General features: G+C 61.3%; 14 protein-coding genes and 1 pseudogene. 9 read left to right on the top strand and 6 right to left on the bottom strand.

The window, feature by feature from the left end; translation table 11 throughout:
• The first annotated feature begins 419 nt into the window (after positions 1 to 419).
• Positions 420 to 2087, top strand: coding sequence for an AMP-binding protein (locus tag QD228_RS08060; RefSeq protein ID WP_141391659.1), 1668 nt, complete (start codon positions 420 to 422; stop codon positions 2085 to 2087).
• A gap of 169 nt (positions 2088 to 2256) precedes the next feature.
• Here the strand turns inward: QD228_RS08060 and QD228_RS08055 are convergent, their stop codons facing one another.
• Complete coding sequence (locus QD228_RS08055) at positions 2257 to 3504, bottom strand: dicarboxylate/amino acid:cation symporter (protein ID WP_279875047.1); 1248 nt, start codon at positions 3502 to 3504, stop codon at positions 2257 to 2259.
• Positions 3505 to 4272: 768 nt separating this feature from the next.
• Between QD228_RS08055 and QD228_RS08050 the strand changes: the two genes are divergently transcribed.
• From QD228_RS08050 to QD228_RS08035, 4 genes are all read left to right on the top strand, one after another.
• On the top strand, positions 4273 to 5475 hold the full coding sequence (locus QD228_RS08050; protein ID WP_176494037.1) for a thiamine pyrophosphate-dependent dehydrogenase E1 component subunit alpha: 1203 nt from the start codon (positions 4273 to 4275) through the stop codon (positions 5473 to 5475).
• 83 nt (positions 5476 to 5558) lie between these two features.
• On the top strand, positions 5559 to 6527 hold the full coding sequence (locus QD228_RS08045) for an alpha-ketoacid dehydrogenase subunit beta (protein ID WP_084209720.1): 969 nt from the start codon (positions 5559 to 5561) through the stop codon (positions 6525 to 6527).
• Between the two features lie 146 nt (positions 6528 to 6673).
• Positions 6674 to 8389, top strand: coding sequence for a dihydrolipoyllysine-residue acetyltransferase (locus QD228_RS08040; RefSeq protein ID WP_279875046.1), 1716 nt, complete (start codon positions 6674 to 6676; stop codon positions 8387 to 8389).
• Positions 8390 to 8417: 28 nt separating this feature from the next.
• Positions 8418 to 10367, top strand: coding sequence for a phosphotransferase (locus tag QD228_RS08035; protein WP_279875044.1), 1950 nt, complete (start codon positions 8418 to 8420; stop codon positions 10365 to 10367).
• Between the two features lie 213 nt (positions 10368 to 10580).
• On the opposite strand, the gene QD228_RS08030 is transcribed toward QD228_RS08035, so the two are convergent.
• A complete protein-coding gene (locus tag QD228_RS08030; RefSeq protein ID WP_077377375.1) occupies positions 10581 to 12035 on the bottom strand; it encodes an aspartate ammonia-lyase in 1455 nt (484 codons plus the stop codon).
• 265 nt (positions 12036 to 12300) lie between these two features.
• On the opposite strand from QD228_RS08030, the gene QD228_RS08025 reads away from it, so the two are divergent.
• Complete coding sequence (locus QD228_RS08025) at positions 12301 to 13233, top strand: LysR substrate-binding domain-containing protein (protein WP_077377372.1); 933 nt, start codon at positions 12301 to 12303, stop codon at positions 13231 to 13233.
• Positions 13234 to 13312: 79 nt separating this feature from the next.
• Here the strand turns inward: QD228_RS08025 and QD228_RS08020 are convergent, their stop codons facing one another.
• From QD228_RS08020 to QD228_RS08010, 3 genes are all read right to left on the bottom strand, one after another.
• Entirely contained in the window at positions 13313 to 14440 is a 1128-nt protein-coding gene (locus QD228_RS08020; protein ID WP_258038301.1) for a bifunctional nicotinamide-nucleotide adenylyltransferase/Nudix hydroxylase, read from the bottom strand.
• Between the two features lie 385 nt (positions 14441 to 14825).
• Positions 14826 to 15779, bottom strand: a complete 954-nt coding sequence (locus QD228_RS08015) for a nucleoside hydrolase (RefSeq protein ID WP_077376524.1) — start codon at positions 15777 to 15779, stop codon at positions 14826 to 14828.
• A 120-nt stretch (positions 15780 to 15899) separates the two neighbouring features.
• Positions 15900 to 16820: a ribokinase gene (locus QD228_RS08010; RefSeq protein ID WP_084208701.1), complete on the bottom strand. Its 921-nt coding sequence runs from the start codon at positions 16818 to 16820 to the stop codon at positions 15900 to 15902.
• 170 nt (positions 16821 to 16990) lie between these two features.
• Between QD228_RS08010 and QD228_RS08005 the strand changes: the two genes are divergently transcribed.
• Positions 16991 to 18922, top strand: a complete 1932-nt coding sequence (locus tag QD228_RS08005) for a hypothetical protein (protein WP_176503289.1) — start codon at positions 16991 to 16993, stop codon at positions 18920 to 18922.
• 177 nt (positions 18923 to 19099) lie between these two features.
• Here QD228_RS08005 and QD228_RS08000 read toward each other — a convergent pair whose 3' ends face one another.
• Positions 19100 to 20050 (bottom strand): D-2-hydroxyacid dehydrogenase, encoded by a 951-nt coding sequence (locus QD228_RS08000; RefSeq protein ID WP_254696605.1) that lies wholly within the window; start codon positions 20048 to 20050, stop codon positions 19100 to 19102.
• Positions 20051 to 20439: 389 nt separating this feature from the next.
• Between QD228_RS08000 and QD228_RS07995 the strand changes: the two are divergent.
• Positions 20440 to 20651 (top strand): annotated as a pseudogene (locus QD228_RS07995) (FmdB family zinc ribbon protein).
• A 143-nt stretch (positions 20652 to 20794) separates the two neighbouring features.
• Entirely contained in the window at positions 20795 to 22582 is a 1788-nt protein-coding gene (gene aspS / locus QD228_RS07990; RefSeq protein WP_191236994.1) for an aspartate--tRNA ligase, read from the top strand.
• Positions 22583 to 22676 lie beyond the last annotated feature (94 nt).

Genomic DNA, 22676 nt, shown 5'->3' with positions numbered 1-22676 from the left:
AGGTCGCAAGGCAATATCAAACGTACGTATGTTCCAATGCTGGCAGGTCCATCGATTCCGCCAACGGCGCGCAGCATGGGTTTGCGGCTATGCTGTCGACAGTGAAGGGCCCACAGGCTGACACCCACCCGACGGAGCCCCAGCAGCGCCTCACCACGATGTCTTACGATGTAGTCGCGCGACGACGTTTTACAACAACGTCTTACAACAACGTCTTACAACAACAAGGTAGCGGGGGCAGTGACGCCGAGCGCCCCACGTACTGTTCAAGGAGCAACGCCATGCATGATCCCCTAGCGGCTCGACCCGATGAGTCAGGCAAGTCCACTACCGACTCCACCAACGACGTGATTACAGATCCTTCCCACGTGGCAGATGCCTCGCCCGACGCTTCGAGAGCACAGCCAACGACAGGCGACATGAGCGGCATGTCGTGCCTGCGCTCCTCGCGGGAAGTGGACTTCACCGGCCTTGATTCCCTGATGGACATGTTCGAGAACGCCTGTCGCACCCACGCCCAGCGGCCGGCCTTCACTTGCATGGACCGCACCATGAGCTTTGAAGAGCTTGAAACTTCCAGTCGCCAGCTGGCGGACTGGTTCCAGCACGAGACCGATCTCAAGCCGGGCGATCGGGTCGCCATCCAGTTGCCCAATACCTTGATGTTCCCGGTGGTGGCCTTCGCCGTCATTCGTGCGGGGCTGGTGCTGGTCAATACCAATCCGCTGTATACCGAGCGCGAGATGGAGCATCAGTTCAATGACTCCGGCGCACGGGCGCTGGTGGTGCTGGCCAACATGGCCGACAAGGTGGAGCGGGTACGCGAGCGTACCGGCCTTGAGTACGTGCTGGTCTGCGAACTGGGCGACATGCATCCACCGCTCAAGCGCCTGTTGATCAATGCCGTGGTCAAGCACGTCAAGAAGCTGGTGCCGAGTTATCGCTTGCCGGATGCCATCCCGCTGCGACAGGCCATCTCGCAGGGCAAGGCCGAGCGTTGGGAGCGGCCGACACTGGCACTCGATGATGTCGCCGTCCTGCAATACACCGGAGGCACCACAGGCGTCGCCAAGGGGGCGATGCTTACCCATCGCAACCTGCTGGCCAACATGCTGCAGGGCAAGATGGCGCTGACCCAGGGGCTCTCGGCCGGGAATGAGACGCTGGTGGCACCTCTGCCGCTCTATCACATCTATGCCTTCACCATTCATCTGGCCTGCATGCTCAGCGAGGGCAACCATTCACTGCTGATTCCCAATCCGCGGGACATTCCGGGCTTCGTGAAGACGCTGCAAAAGCATGACTTCACCATGTTCGTGGGGCTCAACACCTTGTTCGTGGCGTTGTGCAACAATCCCGGCTTCCAGGCACTGGATTTCTCTAAGCTCAAGATCACCACCTCGGGAGGCGTGGCGCTGACGCGCAAGGCGGCTGAAGAGTGGAAGCGGGTCACCGGTAGTGATATCTCCGAAGGCTACGGCATGACCGAGACCTCGCCGATCGTGTCGTTCAATCCGTTGGACGCCATCCAGCTGGGCACCATCGGGTGTCCGATGCCCTCGACGGAGGTGCGTCTCTACGATGAAGAGGGCGAGCTTGTCGCGATGGGGGAGCCCGGTGAGCTGTGCGTGAAGGGGCCGCAGGTGATGAAGGGATATTGGCAGCGTGAGCAGGCGACCAAGGATAGCTTCACTGCCGATGGCTTCCTGCGCACCGGTGACATCGCGGTCTTCCAGGACGATGGCTATATGCGCATCGTCGATCGCAAGAAGGACATGATCATCGTCTCCGGCTTCAACGTCTATCCCAACGAGGTCGAGGACGTGATCGTGCGGCATCCGGATGTCCTGGAGGCCGCTGCGGTATCGGTTCTTGATGAACGTAGCGGGGAAGCCATCAAGCTGTATGTGGTACTCAAGGACGGTGCGGAGCTTGAGGCGGATGCGCTGAGAGAGTGGTCGCGCAAGGAGCTGGCCAGTTACAAGGTGCCACGCCATGTGGTGTTCATCGATGACCTGCCCAAGACCAATGTCGGCAAGGTGCTGAGGCGCGAGCTGCGCGATTCCCCGCCGGAGGCGACAGCCTGAGAGGAAATGGCGAGAGACTCCTGACGAAACAAGAAGCCCCGCTCGATGAGCGGGGCTTCTTCGTGTCAGTCACTGATCGTACGGCTGGGGTGACTCATGAGTGGCATGTCCTATGTGACATGTCACCTGAGCCATCGGACGAAAGACGTCGCAAGCACTCCTGGTGGCGTCACTGCTTGTGCGGCGCGTTGTAGATCTCCAGATCCAGTTCCTTCTCGGACTTGCCGACGAGGGTGGTGACCATCAGGTCGCCCGCGACGTTGACGGTGGTGCGTGCCATGTCGAGGATGCGGTCGATGCCGGCGATCACGGCGATCGCTTCCAGCGGCAGACCCACCTGGCTGAGCACGATGGAGAGCATGATCAGCCCGGCACCGGGAACGCCCGCCGTGCCGATGGAGGCCAGGGTACCGGTCAGCACGATCATGCCGTAATCCATCACCGACAGCTCGATCCCGGTCATCTGCGCGATGAACAGCGCCACGACACCCTGATAGATGGCGGTACCGTCCATGTTGATGGTGGCGCCTACCGGCAGTACGAAGCCAGATACGCCTTCCGAGACGCCCAGATTCTTCTGGGCACAGCGAATCGAGATCGGCAGGGTGCCGGAGCTTGAGGCCGAGGAGAACGCCACGACCAGCGCATCGACGATGCCACGCAGGTAGCGCATCGGGTTCAGCTTGCCCAGTGTCGCCAACAGGCCGGAGTAGACCACCAGCACATGCACGATGCTCGCCAGATACGCCACGGCGATGACCTTGGCCAGCGGCAGCAGCACATCCATGCCGTAGTTGCCGGAAACATGCGCCATCAGGCCGAAGACCCCGAACGGGGCGAAGGCCATCACGAACTCGGTCAGCTTGTACATCACTTCCGCGAAGCTGTCGAAGACACGCACGACCGGTTCGCCCTTGTCGCCGATCATGATCAGCGAGACGCCGATCCCGATGGCGAAGACGATGATCTGCATGATGTTGCCATTGGCAAGCGCATCAATGGGGTTGCTGGGCACCAGATTCACCAGGATCTGCACCAGAGACGGTGCTTCCTTGGTTTCCATGGCCTTGTCGAAGCTGAATTCGAAACCGGCACCCGGCTGGAAGATGGCAGACGCCAGCATGCCGATGGCAATCGCGAAGGCCGTGGTCAGCAGGTAAAGCGCGATGGTCTTGCCACCGATGCGCCCCATCTTCTGGGGGTCACGCATCGAGGTGATACCGACGACGAGGGTGCTGAATACCAGAGGTACGATCAGCATCTTGATGGCATTGATGAAGATATCGCCCAGCGGCTTGAAGACACTGGCGTTCTCACCCATGAGGGCGCCGGCAAGGATACCCAGCGCCAGGCCACCGAGGATCTTCTGCCATAGCGGCAGGCGGCGCCAGAGATTGGGACGTGAAGTGTCACTCATGTGGTTGTCCTTATTCGAGGTCGCGATCTCGATCGCTCATTGCACACAGGAGAACCCGAGCGCTGCTTGATAGGGGGTGTCGCAAGTTGAGGCACCGTTTTAGTGCGGGAAGATTACCAGTCCACCTGAGTGCTCCCCTTGCATCTTTAGTCGTAATTTTGCGGTCCCATTGCAGGATTCTGCGTTTCCATACCAATCCTGCATAAGCTCATGCCGCGAATCGTTCCACCAAAGATGTAGCGCTCAGGCAGTACTATTCACTGCAATCACCTATCTTTTACGTTAACGTCAACTTTCTAGCGCTGGCTGGACAACCTCGACTACGCTGACAGCAACGAGGCATGACGGAAACCACGTCGCATCGGCGATTGCCGGAGAGCGTATTGCATCGCGAGTCCTCATCGCAGCACTTCTCTCTGCATTCCCGGGGTGGCTCAGCCAGACCATCTGCCTGCTCGCTCTCAAAAGGAGCGGGCGGGGGCCTCAGGCACCTGATCGGTAAAGAGGATGATGCGCATGTCCCATACAAGAACCACCGGCTCCTGCAAGGGCGATGGCTCCACCAGTGAGCCCGCCACTCGTGAACAGGCCCCCGCGGCCGCCTCCACATCGTCTGCGAGTGCAGCCAGGGCCTCAGCCTCGGACGCAGTGAAGACTGACACGATGGCCTCGGGCTCTGAGCCGACCGCACATCCCGAGTTGACATCACTTCCCACTTCCCGGCAGCTGGCGCCTGAAACCGCGAATGTCCTGCATCGCATCGCCTTCATGACCGGTGATGAGCTCTGCATCCCTCTCTTCCAGCGTCTGCGCCAGGATGGCTCGCTGCATGAGGGAGGCGAAGAGGTCAGTCTCACGCGCGAGAAAGCGCTCAGGATCTATCACACCATGCTGTTCATCCGGGTATTGGATGAGCGCATGCTGGCTGCCCAGCGTCAGGGGCGTCTGAGCTTCTATATGCAATGCACGGGTGAGGAAGCCACGGTGATCGGCAGTGCGGCCGCGCTGCAGGATGACGACATGATCATGGCCCAGTATCGCGAGCAGGGCGCATTGGCGTGGCGTGGGTTCAGCTGTGACGAATTCATGAACCAGATGTTCGGCAATGAACGCGACTACGGCAAGGGACGCCAGATGCCGATCCACTACGGCTCGCGTGATCTGAACTACATGACCATCTCATCACCGCTGGCGACCCAGATTCCCCAGGCGACCGGCTACGCCTATGGTCAGAAGCTGGCGGGCAAGGGGCAATGCACCATTACCATCTTCGGAGAGGGTGCCGCGTCGGAAGGGGATTTCCACGCGGCCCTCAACATGGCATCGGTACATCGTGTGCCGTGCATCTTCCTGTGCCGCAACAATGGCTACGCGATTTCCACACCGTCCTGCGAGCAATTCGCCGCAGATGGCATCGCGCCGCGCGCCTTCGGTTATCACATGCAGTGCATCCGCGTGGATGGCAACGATGTGATTGCCGTCTACGAAGCCACCCAGGCGGCGCGCAAGATCGCCGTCGAGACGAATCAGCCGGTATTGATCGAGGCGATGACCTATCGCCTGGCCGCGCATTCCTCCTCTGATGACCCCTCGGGCTATCGCAGCAAGAAGGAAGAGGCCATCTGGCGCGACAAGGACCCCATCCTGCGCATGCGACACTGGCTTGAGGCCCAGGGCTGGTGGAGCGAGGAGGAGGAGAAGGCTACCGGCGATCAACTGCGCCGAGAGGTGCTCGAGTCGATGAAGCGCGCCGAGAAACTGGCTCCGCCTCCGCTGGAGAGTCTGATCACTGATGTCTATGACACGCCGCCCCCCTTGCTGGAAGCGCAGATGGAAGACCTCAAGCAGCATATCCGCAAATACCCGCATGCCTATCCCAAGGGGGCCAGCAGCATGGGGTTCAGTGCCGATGAGATCGAGCAGAGCCGCAAGGCCCATCAGCAGCGTCAGCAGGGAGGCCAGCCGGCATGAGCGATTCGACTCCGACCACTGCCCGTCACGACGTCACTCCCGCATCGGGTGAGACAGCCGGCGCGAGCTCAGGCAAGAAGCAGATGAACATGCTGCAGGCCATCAACAACGCGCTGGACATCGCGATGGCGGCCAATCCACAGGTGGTGCTGTTCGGTGAGGACGTCGGCGTATTCGGCGGTGTCTTCCGTGCCACCAGTCATCTGCAGGACAAGTACGGCCGTGAGCGTTGCTTCAATACGCCCTTGACGGAACAGGGGATCATCGGCTTCGCCAATGGACTGGCGGCGCAGGGCTCGACCCCGGTCGCCGAGATCCAGTTCGCCGACTACATCTTCCCGGCGTTCGACCAGATCGTGAACGAGGCGGCCAAGTTCCGTTACCGCTCCGGGGATCTCTTCAATGTCGGCGGACTGACCATTCGAACTCCCTATGGCGGGGGCATTGCCGGCGGGCTCTACCACTCCCAGTCACCTGAAGCCTATTTTGCGCATACCCCCGGGCTCAAGATCGTGATCCCGCGCAACCCCCATCAGGCGAAAGGTCTGCTGCTGGCGGCGATCCGTGACCCCAATCCCGTGCTGTTCATGGAACCCAAGCGTCTCTATCGCGCTTCCGTGGGCGAGGTGCCGGAAGCGGATTATGAGCTGCCGCTGGGCGTCGCCGAGGTTATCCGTGAAGGCCGTGACATCACGCTTCTGGGCTGGGGAGCCCAGATGGAGGTCATCGAGAAGGCGGCCGCATTGGCCGAACAGGACGGTATCGACTGCGAGGTGATCGACCTGCGCAGCATTCTGCCCTGGGATTTCGAGACCGTATGCCAATCCGTGCTCAAGACGGGTCGCCTGGTGGTCAGTCATGAAGCACCGCTGACGGGAGGTTTCGCCAGCGAGATAGCGGCAACCGTGCAAGAGCGTTGCTTCCTGTATCTGGAAGCGCCCATACGTCGCGTCACCGGTCTGGACACACCGTTCCCGCTGGTGCTCGAGAAGGAGCATCTGCCGGACGAGCTCAAGATATACGAAGCCATCAAGCAGAGCCTGAATTACTGAGCCCGAGTGATTGAGCTCGAATGACTGAGCCTGAATGACTGAGCACGGACCTGGAATTGCTGACGGAGGCTCGATGATGTCGAGACCGCTCATGTCCAGGTGTCGGTTTGTGTTTACGTGATGAGTTGCAGGGAGTGACGTGTGCCATGAATGATTTCATCCTGCCCGATATCGGCGAGGGGATCGTCGAGTGCGAGCTGGTCAAGTGGTTGATCAAGGAAGGCGATGTGATCGAGGAAGATCAGGCGGTCGCCGAGGTAATGACGGACAAGGCATTGGTGGAAATTCCCGCGCCCCACGCAGGTACCGTGGTTCGTCTGTATTGTCGGGAGGGCGAGATTGCCCGGGTGCATGCACCGCTGTTTGCGGTGGATGAGGCGGGTGAGTCGGATGGGAAGGGTGGGGCAGGTGAAGCAGGTGGGGCAGATGGACAAGCAGCGCCGGCTGGCGATCACGCCCCGTCCGGAGCGAAGGCGCCGGGCGCCGACAGCGCGGATCAGACCGCTGGAGAGGCTGTCAGTGAACGACGTTCGCGTGATTTCATCCTCCCGGACATCGGGGAAGGCATCGTCGAATGTGAGGTGGTCACCTGGCATGTGGCCGAGGGCGACAAGGTCGAGGAAGATCAGACGATCGTCGATGTGATGACAGACAAGGCGCTGGTCGAGATCACGGCCTCCGAGCCCGGGCGAATCGTGCGCTTCCATTACGCTCAGGGGGAGAACGCCCGTGTCCATACCCCCTTGTACGCTTATGTGCCAGACAGCGATGACACGGCCGACGAGGCATCCCGCGTGGCGCACGAGGCAGTCACGGAGGCAGGGATGGCGCCGGCTGCAGCACAGAACGCTCCGTCTGCCTGTTCCTCAGGCATGTCCCCGGCCCAGGCGCGCATTCCTGCCACGCCGGCGGTTCGTCGTCTGCTGCGCGAGCATGCGCTGGACATCAGCGCCATTGCGGGCTCTGGTCGCAACGGTCGGGTATTGAAAGAGGATGTGCTCGCCTATCTCGCGCGTGATTCCGCGACAGATAGCCCGACAGCACCCTCTGCAGATCAACGCCATCAGGACGTGGACCCCGCGGCTGCGGGCTCCCCCGATGTGGCGGTGGCCGAGCCGGTGGCGTGCGAGTCGCACGAGCCGCGTGCAGCGCGGCTGGAAGCCAGGCAGGTCCCCCTCAAGGGCGTGGCGGCCGTCATGGCCCGACGCATGGTGCAATCCAGCACCCAGATCCCCCATTTCCATTACGGAGATGAGCTCGATGTGACCGAGCTGCTCGCGCTGCGCGCGCGTCTCAAGTCCCGCGCCGACAAGGAGGGGACTCGCCTGACGCTGATGCCCTTCATCATGAAGGCGATGGCATTGGCGGTGCTTGAAGAGCCGATTCTCAATGCAAGTCTCAGTGACGATGAAAGCCAGGTGCTCTATCACGCAAGCTGCAATATCGGCATGGCTGTCGATGGTGCCGCCGGCCTGATGGTGCCCAACGTCAAGGGCGTTGAACGCCTGAGCATCCTCGAGATCGCGCGCGAGGTAGCCAGACTGACCGAGGCGGCACGCAATGGTCGTGTCCCGCAGGCGGATCTCAAGGGTGGCACGCTGTCGATCTCCAACATTGGTGCTCTGGGAGGTACCTATGCGGCCCCGATCATCAATCAGCCCGAGGTCGCCATCGTGGCCCTCGGTCGTACCCAGCGGCTGCCGCGCTTCGATGTCGACGGCAATGTCTGCGCGCGCGACATCATGACGATCACCTGGGCCGGGGATCACCGCATCATCGATGGCGGTACCATCGCTCGCTTCAGCAATCTGTGGAAGCACTATCTGGAGCATCCCGATGAGATGCTGCTGTCGCTGGCATGACGGGGTTCGCTGAGGGAGGCGCTTGTCCATGAGTGACACGCGCGCTCATGAGCGCCTGCAACAGTTCTATATCCCGGAAGAGCAGTCCATCTACCTGCTCTCGCATCATGATGCCAAGAAGCTCAAGGACTGGGTGGCACTGTGCATTGCCCAGCTCGAGGGGCTGGGCTATCGCGAAATCCATCTGGTGGGCAAGGGGGCTTATGGCTTCGTGTTTGCCGGGTGGCGCCCTGGCGAAGGCACGGTCATTCGAGAGGAGCACGTCTTCAAGTTCACGCGGGTCACCTTGCCTCAGGCGTTGCAGGACCGTCTGGAGGAAGAGGCCTTCATGCTCGACCAGGTCGCGCATCCGTTGATTCCGCGCCTGATCAGTTACCAGCGCGTTCGCCGCCAGTCGATACTGGTCATGGAGCGCGCGCCGGGCATCAATCTCGAGGAGTACTCGCTCAAGCACGGTCGCATGTCACCGCGTCTGGTGATCAGGGTCGCCAGTCAGCTTGCCGGGATTCTCAAGTCGCTGCGTGGGTCATCCGCAAGCCCCGACACGCCCGCGGTGGTGCACGGGGATATCAAGCCGTCCAACCTGGTCTTCGATGCCGAGCGTGAGCAGGTAGCATTGATCGACTGGGGCAGTGCCGTCTTCGCGCAACTCGACGAGCACATGCAATACCTCACGACCAATGTGATGCAGCTGATGTCGGATGATCTGCAGCAGACCAACGCGCGACTGGGCGATGTCTACTTCATCGGCGAGGAACAGCTCAATGGCGCGCTGTCCTCGCCTCGCTTCGATGAGCAAGGCGTGGCCGCGACACTCTATGCACTGGCGTCAGGGCAGTCGTGTCGCTTCGGCGTGCGGGCCATCCCGGCAACCTCGCTGGGACTGCCACGGGAGTTCGCGCGCATGCTGGATGGCATGCTGGCGGAAGACCCGATGCTGCGCATGCAGGCGGGTGACTACTTCCTGCGCGAGATGCCGAGAATGGCTCGTCTGGTCATGCCGGAACTGCCGTCATCGCCGATACCCTCTCTGCTTCCCGTCTGGGTGCGGCCTGCCGCCCGCGACATCGACACCGTCGTCTATACCTCGCGCAAATCCTTTCTGCGGGAAGCCTTCGAGATCGATGGCATGGACAGCGCGCAGGCCAACCTCGAAGACGGCGACCACCCCAATGCGCTGGATGCCGTCAATGACGTCCAGCTGGATCGCTATTACAAGAACTTCATGCAGGGCATGGGAGATACGGAGAAAGCCTTTCTGGCCGCGGTGAGCCGGCTGGGGAAGTATCCGATCGTCGGGGGACTGGCGATCCGCTGGGAGCCGCAGGGCATCTTCGTGGACACGGCGCTGCACCTGCATGACCCCTCGCTCAAGGCCGCCTTCGTGGTAGCGGTCAACAACATGGTGGCGCTGGCGCGTGCCATCTATCGACAGGGTGTGTTCAAGGCCTGTCTGTTCAATGCGCGTGATACCTTGCACCTGGAGCGCGACGACCCCGAGGACGCCTTCACACTGCCGCGAGCCTCCCCTCGGCGTGAGGCACTCCGCTTTCCCTATGAAGTCAGCGCCGTTCCGGAGCTGGAGGACGAATCACGAGTGCACTCCTATTTCGAGGATGGCCCGGATCCCGAGGAGTTTCTGGCCCTGCCGGAACAGATCATGAACGCGCTGTCGGAACTCAATCAGATCCATCACACCGGAATGCTGATCTTCGAGGCATTGCCGCATCATCTCAAGATCCACAGTTATTACCGTCTGCTCGACCCCGGGCGTGAAGCCGATTTCGCGCATCTTCTGGATGTCATCCTGGCCGCCGTACCACTGATTTCCGGACTGGGGGTGTCGGGCTTCATGAAGATGCCCTACAAGAACACCAAGCACTTTGACCACGTCGAAGCGCAGCCCGAGCGCTTCTACCCGCGTGACCCTCGGGTCGACATGACGACTCGGCAGGATCCAGCAGGGCAGGCCAGATAGCAGCGTGACACTGGAGAGAAGCGAGAAGCGAGAAGCGAGGAAAGAGAAGCGAGGAAAGAGAAGCGACTTGTCTTGCCGCTATCCAGCAGAAAAATGCCCCACTCAGGTTTCAAGCCTGGGCGGGGCGTTTGTCATTTCAGTCTGCGCGTCAGACCACGTTACGGTTTGGCGCAAGGATAATCTGTGATGAGTCATCGGAACGCTGCTGCAGCTTCAATCCTTCATCTGGCGCGGCCGTGTCATCGCCTGCGGCGACAGCAGTGCTTCAAGGCGCGCCTCATCCAGCAGGCCTTCCTCGCGCACCAGCTCCAATACGCTGCGACCGCTGACCAGGGCTTCCTTGGCGATGCGGGTCGCGTTGTCATAGCCGATGTAGGGGTTGAGGGCGGTGATCAGGCCGATGGAGTTGTTGACCAGCTCCGCACAACGATCCCGATTGGCCGTGATGCCGATCACGCAGCGATTCTTGAGCATGGTCATGGCTCGGCTCAGCTGGCGGATGGAATCCAGCAGCTTGTAGGCGATCAGCGGCTCCATCACGTTGAGCTGCAACTGGCCGGCTTCCGCCGCCATGGTCAGCGCGGTGTCGTTGCCGATCACGTCAAAGGCGACCTGATTGACGGCTTCCGGAATCACCGGATTGACCTTGCCCGGCATGATCGAGCTGCCCGGCTGCTGAGGCGGCAGGTTGATCTCGTTGAAGCCGGTGCGCGGGCCGGAAGACAGCAGACGCAGGTCATTGCAGATCTTGGACAGCTTGACCGCAAGGCGCTTGAGCATGCCGTGGAACAGCACGAAGGCCCCCATGTCGCTGGTCGCTTCGACCAGGTCCGACGCCGGACGGAAGTCGATGCCGGAACGACGTGCCAATGCCTCGATGGCCAGGGCGCTGTAGCGCGGATCGGCGTTGATGCCGGTGCCGATCGCCGTGCCCCCCAGATTGACTTCCTTGAGCAGCTCGTTGAGGTTGGCGATGCGCTCGACATCTTCGCGCAGGGTGTTGGCGAAGGCGCGGAATTCCTGGCCCAGCGTCATCGGCACCGCATCCTGAAGCTGGGTGCGCCCCATCTTGACGACATCATCGAATTCCAGTGCCTTGCTGGCAAAGGCATTGGCCAGTTCGCTCAGCGCATCCACCAGCATCGAGTGGCTGCGCAGCAGGCCGACACGAATGGCCGTCGGATAGGCGTCATTCGTGGACTGCGCCATGTTGACGTGATTGTTGGGGTGCAGGTGCTGGTAATCCCCTTTCGGATAGCCAAGATATTCCAGCCCGAGGTTGGCGATCACCTCGTTGGCATTCATGTTGGTCGAGGTGCCGGCACCCCCCTGGATCATGTCGACCACGAACTGATCGTGATGATCGCCATTCATCAAGCGTGCACAGGCATGCTGGATGGCATCGTGCTCACGTGTCTCGAGATAGCCCAGCGCGTGATTGGCTTCCGCGGCAGCGGCCTTGACCAATGCCAGGCCTTCCACCAGTCGCGGGAAGTGGGACAGCGGCACGCCGGACAGATGGAAGTTGTTGAGTGCACGCTGGGTCTGGACACCGTAATAGGCCTCTGTCGGGACCGGCTCGCGTCCCAGTAGATCCTTCTCGAGGCGGAAACCGTTTGCCAATGCCTCCTGCTCTGCATGGCTGAGGTCGGGCTGTGAGGATGGCATGGCGTTCTGAGCGGTTTCCGAGGCACTGTTCACTTGGGCGGAACTCCTGGCTGAAGTACACTGTTGCGCTTGAAGCGCGGTGAGGTGGACAAGGGTAACCAGCAGGATGCCCCGACGACCAATGCCTATCGCCGCTGCCGTATACGTCAAATGCATACGACGAAGGTAGTGATTCTCCCCCGTGAAGCTCACTGCCAGAGACAAGGCGCTACATGACCGGTTTTCACGCATATTGCCGGCATGATCGATATCGATGGGAGTTCGGGTGAACCTGGAAACAAAATGGCTGGAAGATTTCGTCGCGTTGTCCAACACGCGCAGCTTCTCCACCTCGGCTCGCCTCAGACATGTGACCCAACCAGCCTTCAGCCGTCGAATTCGCGCGTTGGAGCAGGCCGTGGGCACCACGCTGGTGGATCGTTCGACCACGCCTGTCAGCCTGACGCCGGAAGGGCAGTTGTTCCTGGTGACCGCGCGCAACCTGACCGAGCAGTTGTCCGAATGTCTGGCCCATCTACGGGGGCTTGGGATGGCCAACGAGACGCTGGACATCGCGGCGGCACACTCGCTGGCGCTGGCGTTCTTCCCCAAGTGGATCTCGCGCCTTCAGCAAGGGCTGGGGGAGTTGCCGACGCGGCTCTCCGCCATGAATGTCGGCGATGCCATCCATGCCCTGCGTGAGGGCAACTGCGATCTGATGCTGGCGTATTACGACCCTTACGCCAGCATGCAGCTGGATGCAGAGGCATTCCCCTCCTTCTCGGTGGCCAAGGTCAACATGCTGCCGGTCTGCGTGCCGCTGGAGAACGGCGAACCACGCTTCCCGCTGACCGGCCAGAGCGAAACCAGTCAGGACGCGATTCCCTTGCTCTCCTATACACAGGGAGCGTTCCTGGGGCGCAGCGTGAAGATGTTGCTCAAGAATGATCCATTGCGGCTTCGTCTGCGCACCGTCTATGAAATGGCGATGGCGGAGGGTCTCAAGGGCATGGCGTTGCAGGGAGTGGGCATGGCGTGGATTCCGGACTTCTGCATCCGGGATGAGCTGGAAAGTGGCAAGCTGGTGAGAGCCGGCAATGACGCCTGGGATATTCCGCTGGAGATTCGTCTCTATCGTTGCTCACTGGTTCACAAGCCGGGGATCGACAAGCTGTGGAAGCAGCTGATGAATCTGCCGCGAGATTTCCTTCAGGCCTGACAGGCCACACCCAGACACGACAACGGCAGGCCATTGGCCTGCCGTTGTCGTGTCTGGCAAAGCTGTCTCTATCGGCGAGTCAGAAACTGCTTTGCCCCGCATGCAAGCCCAGAAAGTTCTGGATGATGAAGAAGTGGTCTTCGAACAAGGTGTCAGGCTCCAGATCCGCAAGTGCCACCCAGCGAGCCTGCTCTTCGCTGTCCTTGCCACTGCTGCGCAGTTTCGGTAACTGCTGCTCCGGGCGCAGTGCGAAATAGAAGGCCTCTGCCAGCGTGCGACCGCGCCAGCTGCGATGAGGCTCATCGAACAGACGCTGCCCACGCAGCGAGCCGCGCAGGACGGGCTCTGGCACCTTGAGCCGCACGCGTTCTCTCAATTCGCGCAGGCAGGCGTCCAGCAGGCGCTCCTGCGACTGGACGAAGCCCCCGGGCAGGGCGTAAAGCCCCTTGCCAGGCGCCGCGCGTCGGGTGGTCAGCAGGATATGCCCTGATTGCACGACAACCGCATTGACCGTGATGAACAGGGGAGGATAGGGCGCGTCACTCCATGCCGCGCGATACTGCTCGAGCAGTCGCCGCTCCTCGACCAGACCCTGCCATGCCGTTTCCTCCAGAAAGCCGCGCAGATGTTGCGCGACGCTGCCGGGCAGCAACTCCAGTCCCTCGTTGTCCAGCCAGTCCTCGACTCTGGCCCGCTCGCTGAAGATCACATCGCGGATATGGCTCGCCACCATGCCCTCGTGGTAAGGCCCTGCCACGGATTCCCACTGCGGGAACAGACTCAGATAATAGCTGGAGCGTGCATTGTCATTGCCGTGGGTGGCCCCGATCAAGGCGATGCGTGGCATGCGATTGGCCTGCGGGCGTGCGATGTCACGCACCTTGCGCTGCACATCCCGCACCCAGACATCGTCGTTGTAGAGAGCATCCAGCAGCGGCACGATTTCCAGTCGGGCATTGGCATCTTCCCCGAAACAGCTGCGAATCATGCGGGTGCGTTCATCGAAGGTGAAAGGGTTGCGCAAGGAACGCGCCTGCCAGGCAGACCCCACCAGGACGATGACCTGGCGTGCACGACGCAGGGCCTCCTCCATGATCGCGACATGACCATGGTGAACGGGTTGGAAGCGGCCGATGAAGACGAGACAGTCATACTGACAGGCGTTGTCTGCCGAGCCCTCGGAGCAGAGCTGAGACGGTGCACGCATGGCGGGCATGAGAGACGATGAGGGCATGAAACGCTCCATGGAATTCTGAAGACTGCATCTGGGTGGCAGGTCGTGCGTCCCCGATAGCCTATCAGATAACGCGCATACGCTGAGCATGGCCTGGCAGTGTGCGATCTGTCTGCGTCTGCAAGCATCTTTTATTATACCGTTACCCTGTATCTCCGCACAGATATCAATCCTACCCACAACACTGTCATCGACGAGGTGGGAGAGGCGAAAGACGAGAGAAACGAGAGAGGCAATAGAAAGCGGAGAGAAGGCGAGGCATCACGCAGACTGGCTACCCCCCGCAAGGCATGCCTTGCAGGGGGCAGCCGGTATCGCCATGACCCGCGGTGCGTCACGAGATATCGGGAGTACAGGCTCAGGAAGCCTTGGCGGTCAGCACGTCGGTGATCCACTCGACGACCTGCTCACCGTTGGCATTGACGCAGACGTCGACCAGCGGTGTCTGGGACCATTGATTGCCGAGGAACTCGCGTCCTTGCGGCGCGAACAGGGTCTGGCCTTCCGCCAGCCCTTCGACTTCGACGCTCAGGTGGCCACGCTCGACGGTGAACATCTCCGGCTTCATCAGCCAGGCCAGGGCACAGCTGTCGTGCGGACAGCAGCCATCGATGCCACGAGCTTCCTGGTAGAAGGCCTTGTAGAACTGATAGCTGCCGGACAGCACCTCGCCCAGGGCACCTTGCGCGACACGGATGCGCTCGACATGTGCCGGGGACAGCACGCAGCGGTGAGTGGCATCCAGGCCGACCATGGTCAGCGGCCAGCCTGCCGTGAGCACCTTGGAGGCGGCATGCGGGTCGTTGAAGATATTGGCTTCCGCGACCGGAGAGACGTTGCCGCCTTCACGGATGGAGCCACCCATCACGACCACCTGCTTGACCTTGGTGATGATGCTCGGGTCCAGTTGCAGGGCGGTTGCCAGGTTGCCCAGCGGGCCTACCGCGACGAGGGTTATCTCGCCCGGACGCGCATTGACCTGCTCGACGATGAACTGCGGTGCACTGATGGGCAGCGCCTTGCCCTTGGGCTCCGGGATATCCATGTTGCCAAGGCCGTTGGCGCCGTGGATGTGCGCCGGTGCGGGGAACTTGTCCTTGACCAGCGGTTGGGCAGCACCCTGTGCGACCGGGATATTCTGGCCCGCCAGCTCCCCCAGCAACAACGCATTGGACGTGGCGGTCTCGATGGTGACGTTGCCGAAGGTGGTCGTCATGCCGAGGAATTCGATGTCCGGATGTGCCAGGCAGATGGCGATGGCCTGGGCGTCATCAACGCCCGGGTCGGTATCAAAGATGATGGGAGTCTTCATGATGTCCTCTTGCCGATAAAGCCATGAACCGGTGCCATCGGCACCTCAATCAGCGTGCCGTGGCCTGAGCCTCACCCTCAGGAAAGGCTCAGACCTGTCCGGTTCAAGGGGGGTGATCGTTCAGTTGCTCAATGCGTCCAGGGGGGGCCACTCCGCCAGGGCGTCAGCGACATCGCTGCTGCCCGGAATGCTGGGAGCGGCGCCTTCACGACTGACACAGAGTGCGGAGGCCGTGCTGGCGCGACGCAGACTGTCTTCGATGTTCATGCCATCGATCTGGCTGGCCAGGTAATAGCCGATGAAGGTATCGCCGGCAGCGGTGGTATCCACCGCCTTCACGCGATGGGCAGGCAGCTGGATGCGCTGCTCGCCCAGCTGATAGCAGACGCCTTCGCTGCCCAGAGTCAGCACCACCTCGGTGGCGGGCAGGCGCTCATGCAGGGCATTGAGCAGCGTGTCGACCGGTGCGCTTTCTTCCAGCTCGACCAGTTGCGCCGCTTCGCCACGGTTCAAGAACAGCACCTGGCAATGCTCCAGCGGGAGATCCAGCACTTCAGCACCCATCGGCGCCGGGTTGAAGGCGATCTTCATGCCCTTGGCATGCGCCATCTCGATGACCTTGCCAAGCGCATTGCACTCGTTCTGAAGCAGCAGCCAATCGCCCTGGGTGACTCCGGAGAACAGCTCGGAGAGGTGTTCGTCGGTGAAGCCATGATTGGCACCAGGGTAAAGGATGATGCTGTTCTCGGCGTGATCATCCACCTGAATGATGGCGTGACCGCTGGCGCTGGCGCTCAGTTCGACCTGAGACGTGATGACACCGGCGCTCTCCAATGGCTCAAGTGCCCAGCGGTCGGCATTGCCGAGACGTCCCCAGTGGGTGACATCTCCGCCTGCGCGTGCCAGAGCGAGGGACTGGTTGGCCCCCTTGCCGCCCAATACCTGACGGAAGGAGTGACTCGCCAGAGTTTCACCGGGGCGAACCAGATGAGGGACCCGGTAGACGTGATCGATATTGATGGAACCGTAGTTGTAAAGCATGCAGCCTCCTTGGGGGCGAGCATCCTAGCAAAGCCTTGGCCGCCTGTCCGCAGTCCTGACACCAAGGTCTGACCTTTTGGACATGTTTGAGCGTTGAAGCGCGAAGTCCACCTATAGGCAAGAGAAGGCGCATACTCGATTCACTTATGGAGGAATCAGGAAATCCGCCAATGCCGGGAATTCAACGTACCCCCATCACCATCAAGAAATGGGTCTGGCGCGCGCTGTTTACCAGTACCATGATCCCGTTGCTGCTGGTAGAGACGGCGCTGGTAGCGGTGTACTTCCTGTCCAACGACGAGATACGTGATGCCAACCTGAATTACCTTCAGGCGCAGTCGAGCAGTGAGTTGAATCTGGCCATGCTGCGCGAGGCCAAGAGCCTCAATCGTCAGCTGGAACATATACAGGATCTCTCCACCGGCATGGCGGCACAGGCCCGCATGATTCGACTCGACAGTGCTTCTCCCGTCAGGGCGGAGCAAGCGGCTCGGCATGGATTCGAGCGCAGTGGCGCCTGGGCCAGCCAGAGGGATGAAGGGGATCAGGCCAGTGGCTTCCATGCCGTGCTGCCTGATATCGAGATCGATGTGCCACTGGCATTGCGAATGACGGCCGTGGACCCCCTGATGCGCAATATCGTCTCGACCCATCCCGCGGTCATCCAGACCTTCGTGACGCTGGCGAACTGCTATGTGCGAATCTATCCCTATGTGGATCTCGTCGAGTTGTTGCCCCCCGATCACGATTGCCGAGACTTCTCCTTCTTCTACCTGGCCGCACCGGCCATGAATCCCGAGCGCCACACCGTCTGGACGGATCTCTATCAGGACCCCGCCGCCAATGGCTGGATGACGTCTGCCGTCACGCCTTTTTACGACGGTGACGAATTTCTCGGTGTGGTAGGCATCGACATGACCCTGGATGTCATCGTCAACCAGATTCTGGCCATGGAACTGCCCTGGAGCGGCTTCGCGATGCTCTACGATGCCAAGGGGCGCTCACTGGCGGTGCCGTCGAGGGGCGAATCTTTGCTCTCTCTGGCACCGGTCGAGCAGCCGGACGTCAGCATTATCCAGGAGGAGGACGTGCTGCGGCCGGCGCAGATGGAGCTGTCCAGGCATCCCGTCTTCGCCACCCTGTCCGAGCAGATCCTCGGGCAGCGTCGTGGCTCTGCAAGCGTCTTGGTGAATGGTGAGCCCTTCAAGGTGGCCTGGGAGCGTCTGAGCAGCAATGACTGGATCATGTTGAGCATGGTGGAGGAGTCGGCCGTCTTCTCGCGTACCGCCGAGATCGGGCGCAATTTTCAACTGGTCGGCATGGCGCTGGTGGGCGGCCTGATTCTCTTCTATCTGAGCTTCTTCCTGCTGATGAGCTGGCGCACCCACCACATCAGTCGCCATCTGTCCGTGCCGCTGGCAGAGCTCAGGGATCGCCTGCATCGTATCGGCATGGGGGCGGAGATCGAGTCTCCTGGGCAATGCGGTATCGTCGAGCTGGATGATGCCCATAATACGGCGGAAGAGATGTACCGACGTCTGCGCCAGACCCAGCAGGAACTCCAGGCCAGTGAGCGGCGCTTGCTCGACTCCCTGGAAGCCAGTGGCGACAGTCTGTGGGAGATGGATATTCCCGGGCGCATCATCCACATTCACCCCAATCTGTGGCGGATGCTGGGAGCGACAGGGCGTGAGCCGCTGGTGATGCGCGAGCTGGACTTTGATCGGCTGATCCATCCTGATGACCTGGAAGCCGTACATGTCCTGCGTCACCGCGTGTTCACCACCTTCGGCGATACCTTCGAATGTCAGTACCGCATGCGCGCCCCGGGAGAGGAGGATCTGCGGCACATCGAAAGCATGGGCTGCAATGCGCATTCTGATCTAACGGTTGAACCGGGCATCGAGCCGCAAGGCGGCGAGGGCCATGCGGCATCGTCGGCGAGTCGGCATGACGAGGATCAGGCGGCGGATGCCATTGATTGGGTATTGCTCATCTCGCGCGGGCGGGTAGTGACGTGGGATGCCGAAGGCCACCCCGTCAAGGCCGCTGGCATGCATATCCGTATCGACAGATCTTCATTTGCCAGCCACCTGCGCTGAGCGAACTCAAGAGTGATCTCAGGCTAGCTGCCATCGATGTCGCGTCACTCCTCTTGAATGACGCGGCAATCCCGGCACCAGAAGGGGCCAGATGCCTTGCGCATCTGGCCCCTTCTGGTGTCTATCCATGCCTCTGCCAGCGGGCGGGCATCGGAGTGCAGCCCCCTCGTCCATGTCTCAGACGTTTTCGCCGAGATAGGCCTCGATATTGGCAAGACTCAGATCCAGTATGTTCTGACGCGCTTCACGACTGATCCAGGCATTGTGGGGCGTGACGATGAGGTTCCATCCGGCCTCAGACGCCGTGCGGCCGTCAGCCAGCGCTGTCAGCAGGGCATGGCCTTCCCGGGGCGGTTCCTCCGGCAGGCTGTCGACGGCCAGTCCACCGAGGTGCCCACGCTTCAAGGCGGCAAGTGCAGCCTCTTCATCGATGATGCCACCGCGTGCACAGTTGATGAGCAGGGCACCGGGCTTCAGCAACGCCAGGGCCTGCTCGTCGATCAGATGGTGTGTCTCAGGCGTCAGTGGGCAGTGCAGGCTGATGACGTCCGCTTCAGGCAGGAGGTGTTTCAGGCTCGGTCGTTGAGACGTCGACTCACTGCCCGGGCGCGCGGCGAAGGTGACGCGCATGTCGAATGCCTCTGCCAACCTGCCCACGGCAGTCCCCAGCTCTCCCTTGCCGACGATCACCAGATGCTTGCCGGCCAGCTGCAGGGTGGGGCGGCCCATCAGGCAGAAGGTATTGCTGCGCTGCCATTCACCTCTCGCGACATCTCCCTGGTAGCCAGGCAGTTGTCCGGCCAGTGCCAGCATCAACATCCAGGTGTGCTGTGCGACAGAGGCGGTGCCATAGGCTGCGACGTTCATGACGCGTATGCCTTGCGCCCTTGCCGCTTCCATGTCGATGTTGTTGGTGCCGGTGGCCATGACGGCGATCAGCTTCAATGCCGGCAGGGCCTCCAGATGCTGCGCCTCCAGGCGTACCTTGTTGACCAGCACGATCTCGGCACCCTCCAGACGCTCCACGACCTGCTCGGGCAACGTGGCATCATGGCAGACCAGCCCATTGACCCGGTCCTTCAGGCGGCTGAAGTCAAGGCCGTCGCCAAGTGATGCCATGTCGAGCATCACGGCCTGCGGGCCAGCATCAGCACCAGCGGAAGCAGTAGGGGGAGTTGCAGATGCGAGTTGGGGATCAGACATCGGTGTCCTCATGACGTGAGACGGCCGGGTGGCAGTGAATGAGGCCTGACCCTGGCCGGGCATGACGGCGCATTGCCGGGAATCTATCGAGGTGTTGCCCCGCAAGGGGCCGAGCACGCTATAATGTGGCCCTTTCGCTTTGACTTGAAAGACGTTCAACTGGCCTTATTGTACGCGTTCCGAAGCCGTGCTTGAGATGTCACTCATATTGATGTCTCCGGCACGTCTGATGCAAGGGCGCCGCAAGGCATAACATTGTCATGGTCCGCGACTCGCATTCTTGCGCTCGGGACCAGTATCGTCAGGAAAAAACCATGCCGATCTATGAATACCACTGCAAGGCCTGTGGCCATCGGATGGACAAGTTGCAGAAGATCAGCGCCGCGCCGCTGACGGAATGTCCGGAATGCAAGACGGACCAGCTGGAAAAGCCGGTTTCCGTCTGGCGGGCAGTGGCTGGTACGAAACGGATTTCAAGTCCGGCAGCAAGAAGAATCTGGCCGGAGGTGGCGATAGCTCGTCCTGATGTCTCCCGTCATCAGGCCAGCTGTCATGCCTGCCATCCATGTGCAAGGTCATGCATGAGTGGCAGGCATCTCCAGCGTCAGGCCCTCTGAGACAGACGCGCACCAGTGCGTCGATCACGAATTTGAGCAACAAGGAATCAACATGCGCAGCCACTATTGCGGCAAACTGAACGAGACCCTGATCGATCAGGATGTCACTCTGTGCGGGTGGGTGCACCGCCGTCGCGACCACGGTGGCGTCATCTTCCTCGACATGCGCGACCGTGACGGTATCGCCCAGATCGTCGTCGATCCGGACACCGTCGATGCCTTCGCCACTGCAGACAAGGCGCGCAGCGAGTATGTCCTGCGCATCAAGGGCCGTATTCGCATGCGCCCGGAAGGCACCCAGAACCCGAACATGCCGACAGGCATGATCGAAGTGCTGGCCAAGGATGTCGAAGTGCTCAACACCGCACAGACGCCGCCGTTCCAGCTGGACGACCACAACAAGGTCGGTGAGGAAGTTCGCCTCAAGTATCGTTATGTCGACCTGCGTCGTCCGGACATGATCGACAAGCTGCGCCTGCGTTCACGCATCACCCACAGCGTACGTGCCCAGCTGGAAGCCCTGGGCTTCCTCGACATCGAAACCCCGATTCTCACGCGTGCCACGCCGGAAGGGGCACGTGACTATCTGGTGCCGAGCCGCACCTATGCCGGCAGCTTCTTCGCGCTGCCGCAGTCTCCGCAGCTGTTCAAGCAGCTGTTGATGGTCGCCGGTGTCGATCGTTACTACCAGATCGCCAAGTGCTTCCGTGACGAGGATCTGCGCGCCGATCGTCAGCCGGAATTCACCCAGATCGACCTCGAGGCCAGCTTCGTCGACGAGAAGGACATCATGGGCATGACCGAGACCATGATCCGTGGTCTCTACAAGGAAGTGCTGGATGTCGAGCTGGGCGACTTCCCGACCATGCCGTATTCCGAAGCCATGCAGCGCTTCGGTTCCGACAAGCCGGACCTGCGCATCCCGCTGGAGCTGGTCGATGTCGATGACCTGATGAGCGGTGTGGACTTCAAGGTCTTCTCCGGCCCGGCCAAGGATGACAAGGGCCGTGTCGCCGCGCTGCGTGTGCCGGGCGGTGCCAGTCTGTCACGCAAGGAAATCGACGCCTACACCAAGTTCGTCGGCATCTACGGTGCCAAGGGTTTGGCGTGGATCAAGGTCAACGAGCGTGCCAAGGGCATCGAGGGTCTGCAGTCGCCGATCGTCAAGTTCATGGAAGACGTCGTGGATGACGTGCTGGACCGCTGTGGCGCCGTCGATGGCGACATCGTGTTCTTCGGTGCCGACAAGGCCAACATCGTGGCCGAGGCCATCGGTGCGCTGCGCGTCAAGCTGGGCGAAGACCTCAACCTCTACACCCGCGAATGGGCACCGCTGTGGGTCGTCGACTTCCCGATGTTCGAAGCCGATGCCAATGGCCGCCTGAGCGCGCTGCACCACCCGTTCACCGCGCCGTCCTGCACCCCGGAAGAACTCAAGGCCGATCCGGAAGCGGCACTGTCTCGCGCCTATGACATGGTCATCAACGGCACTGAGCTGGGTGGCGGTTCCATTCGTATCCACGACCAGGCCATGCAGCGTACCGTGTTTGAAGTGCTGGGCATCGGCGAGGAGGAAGCGGAAGAGAAGTTCGGCTTCCTGCTCGACGCGCTCAAGTTCGGCGCGCCGCCCCATGGTGGTCTGGCCTTCGGTCTCGACCGTCTGGTCATGCTGATGACCGGCGCCAAGACCATTCGTGAAGTCATCGCCTTCCCGAAGACCCAGAGCGCTGGCTGCATGATGACCGACGCCCCGGGGGAAGTCAGCGGTGAGCAGCTCAAGGAGCTGAACATCCGTCTGCGTCAGAAGGTCAAGGTTGAAGAGGAAGGCGGTCAGGCCTGATCCAGGCGAATGACCCCGGGGTGATCAACCTCTCCTGACAGGCGCCATCAGCGCCCGGGAGAGGGGGAGTCCCGCGCAAGCGGGCAAGTGACCC

This window comes from Cobetia sp. 3AK (assembly GCF_029846335.1).
GTDB lineage: Bacteria > Pseudomonadota > Gammaproteobacteria > Pseudomonadales > Halomonadaceae > Cobetia > Cobetia marina.
Note: the sequence above shows the minus strand (reverse complement) of the source record. Positions and strands in the feature narration are given on the sequence as shown.

Coding starts and splice junctions, on each gene's coding strand:
- QD228_RS08005 (WP_176503289.1), top strand. CDS start 16,991: ATGCCGGGAATTCAACGTACCCCCATCACCATCAAGAAATGGGTCTGG.
- QD228_RS08035 (WP_279875044.1), top strand. CDS start 8,418: ATGAGTGACACGCGCGCTCATGAGCGCCTGCAACAGTTCTATATCCCG.
- QD228_RS08040 (WP_279875046.1), top strand. CDS start 6,674: ATGAATGATTTCATCCTGCCCGATATCGGCGAGGGGATCGTCGAGTGC.
- QD228_RS08060 (WP_141391659.1), top strand. CDS start 420: ATGAGCGGCATGTCGTGCCTGCGCTCCTCGCGGGAAGTGGACTTCACC.
- QD228_RS08045 (WP_084209720.1), top strand. CDS start 5,559: ATGAACATGCTGCAGGCCATCAACAACGCGCTGGACATCGCGATGGCG.
- QD228_RS08010 (WP_084208701.1), bottom strand. CDS start 16,820: ATGCTTTACAACTACGGTTCCATCAATATCGATCACGTCTACCGGGTC.
- QD228_RS08000 (WP_254696605.1), bottom strand. CDS start 20,050: ATGCTCGACATGGCATCACTTGGCGACGGCCTTGACTTCAGCCGCCTG.
- QD228_RS08050 (WP_176494037.1), top strand. CDS start 4,273: ATGACCGGTGATGAGCTCTGCATCCCTCTCTTCCAGCGTCTGCGCCAG.
- QD228_RS08020 (WP_258038301.1), bottom strand. CDS start 14,440: ATGCGTGCACCGTCTCAGCTCTGCTCCGAGGGCTCGGCAGACAACGCC.
- QD228_RS08055 (WP_279875047.1), bottom strand. CDS start 3,504: ATGAGTGACACTTCACGTCCCAATCTCTGGCGCCGCCTGCCGCTATGG.
- QD228_RS08030 (WP_077377375.1), bottom strand. CDS start 12,035: ATGCCATCCTCACAGCCCGACCTCAGCCATGCAGAGCAGGAGGCATTG.
- QD228_RS08015 (WP_077376524.1), bottom strand. CDS start 15,779: ATGAAGACTCCCATCATCTTTGATACCGACCCGGGCGTTGATGACGCC.
- aspS (WP_191236994.1), top strand. CDS start 20,795: ATGCGCAGCCACTATTGCGGCAAACTGAACGAGACCCTGATCGATCAG.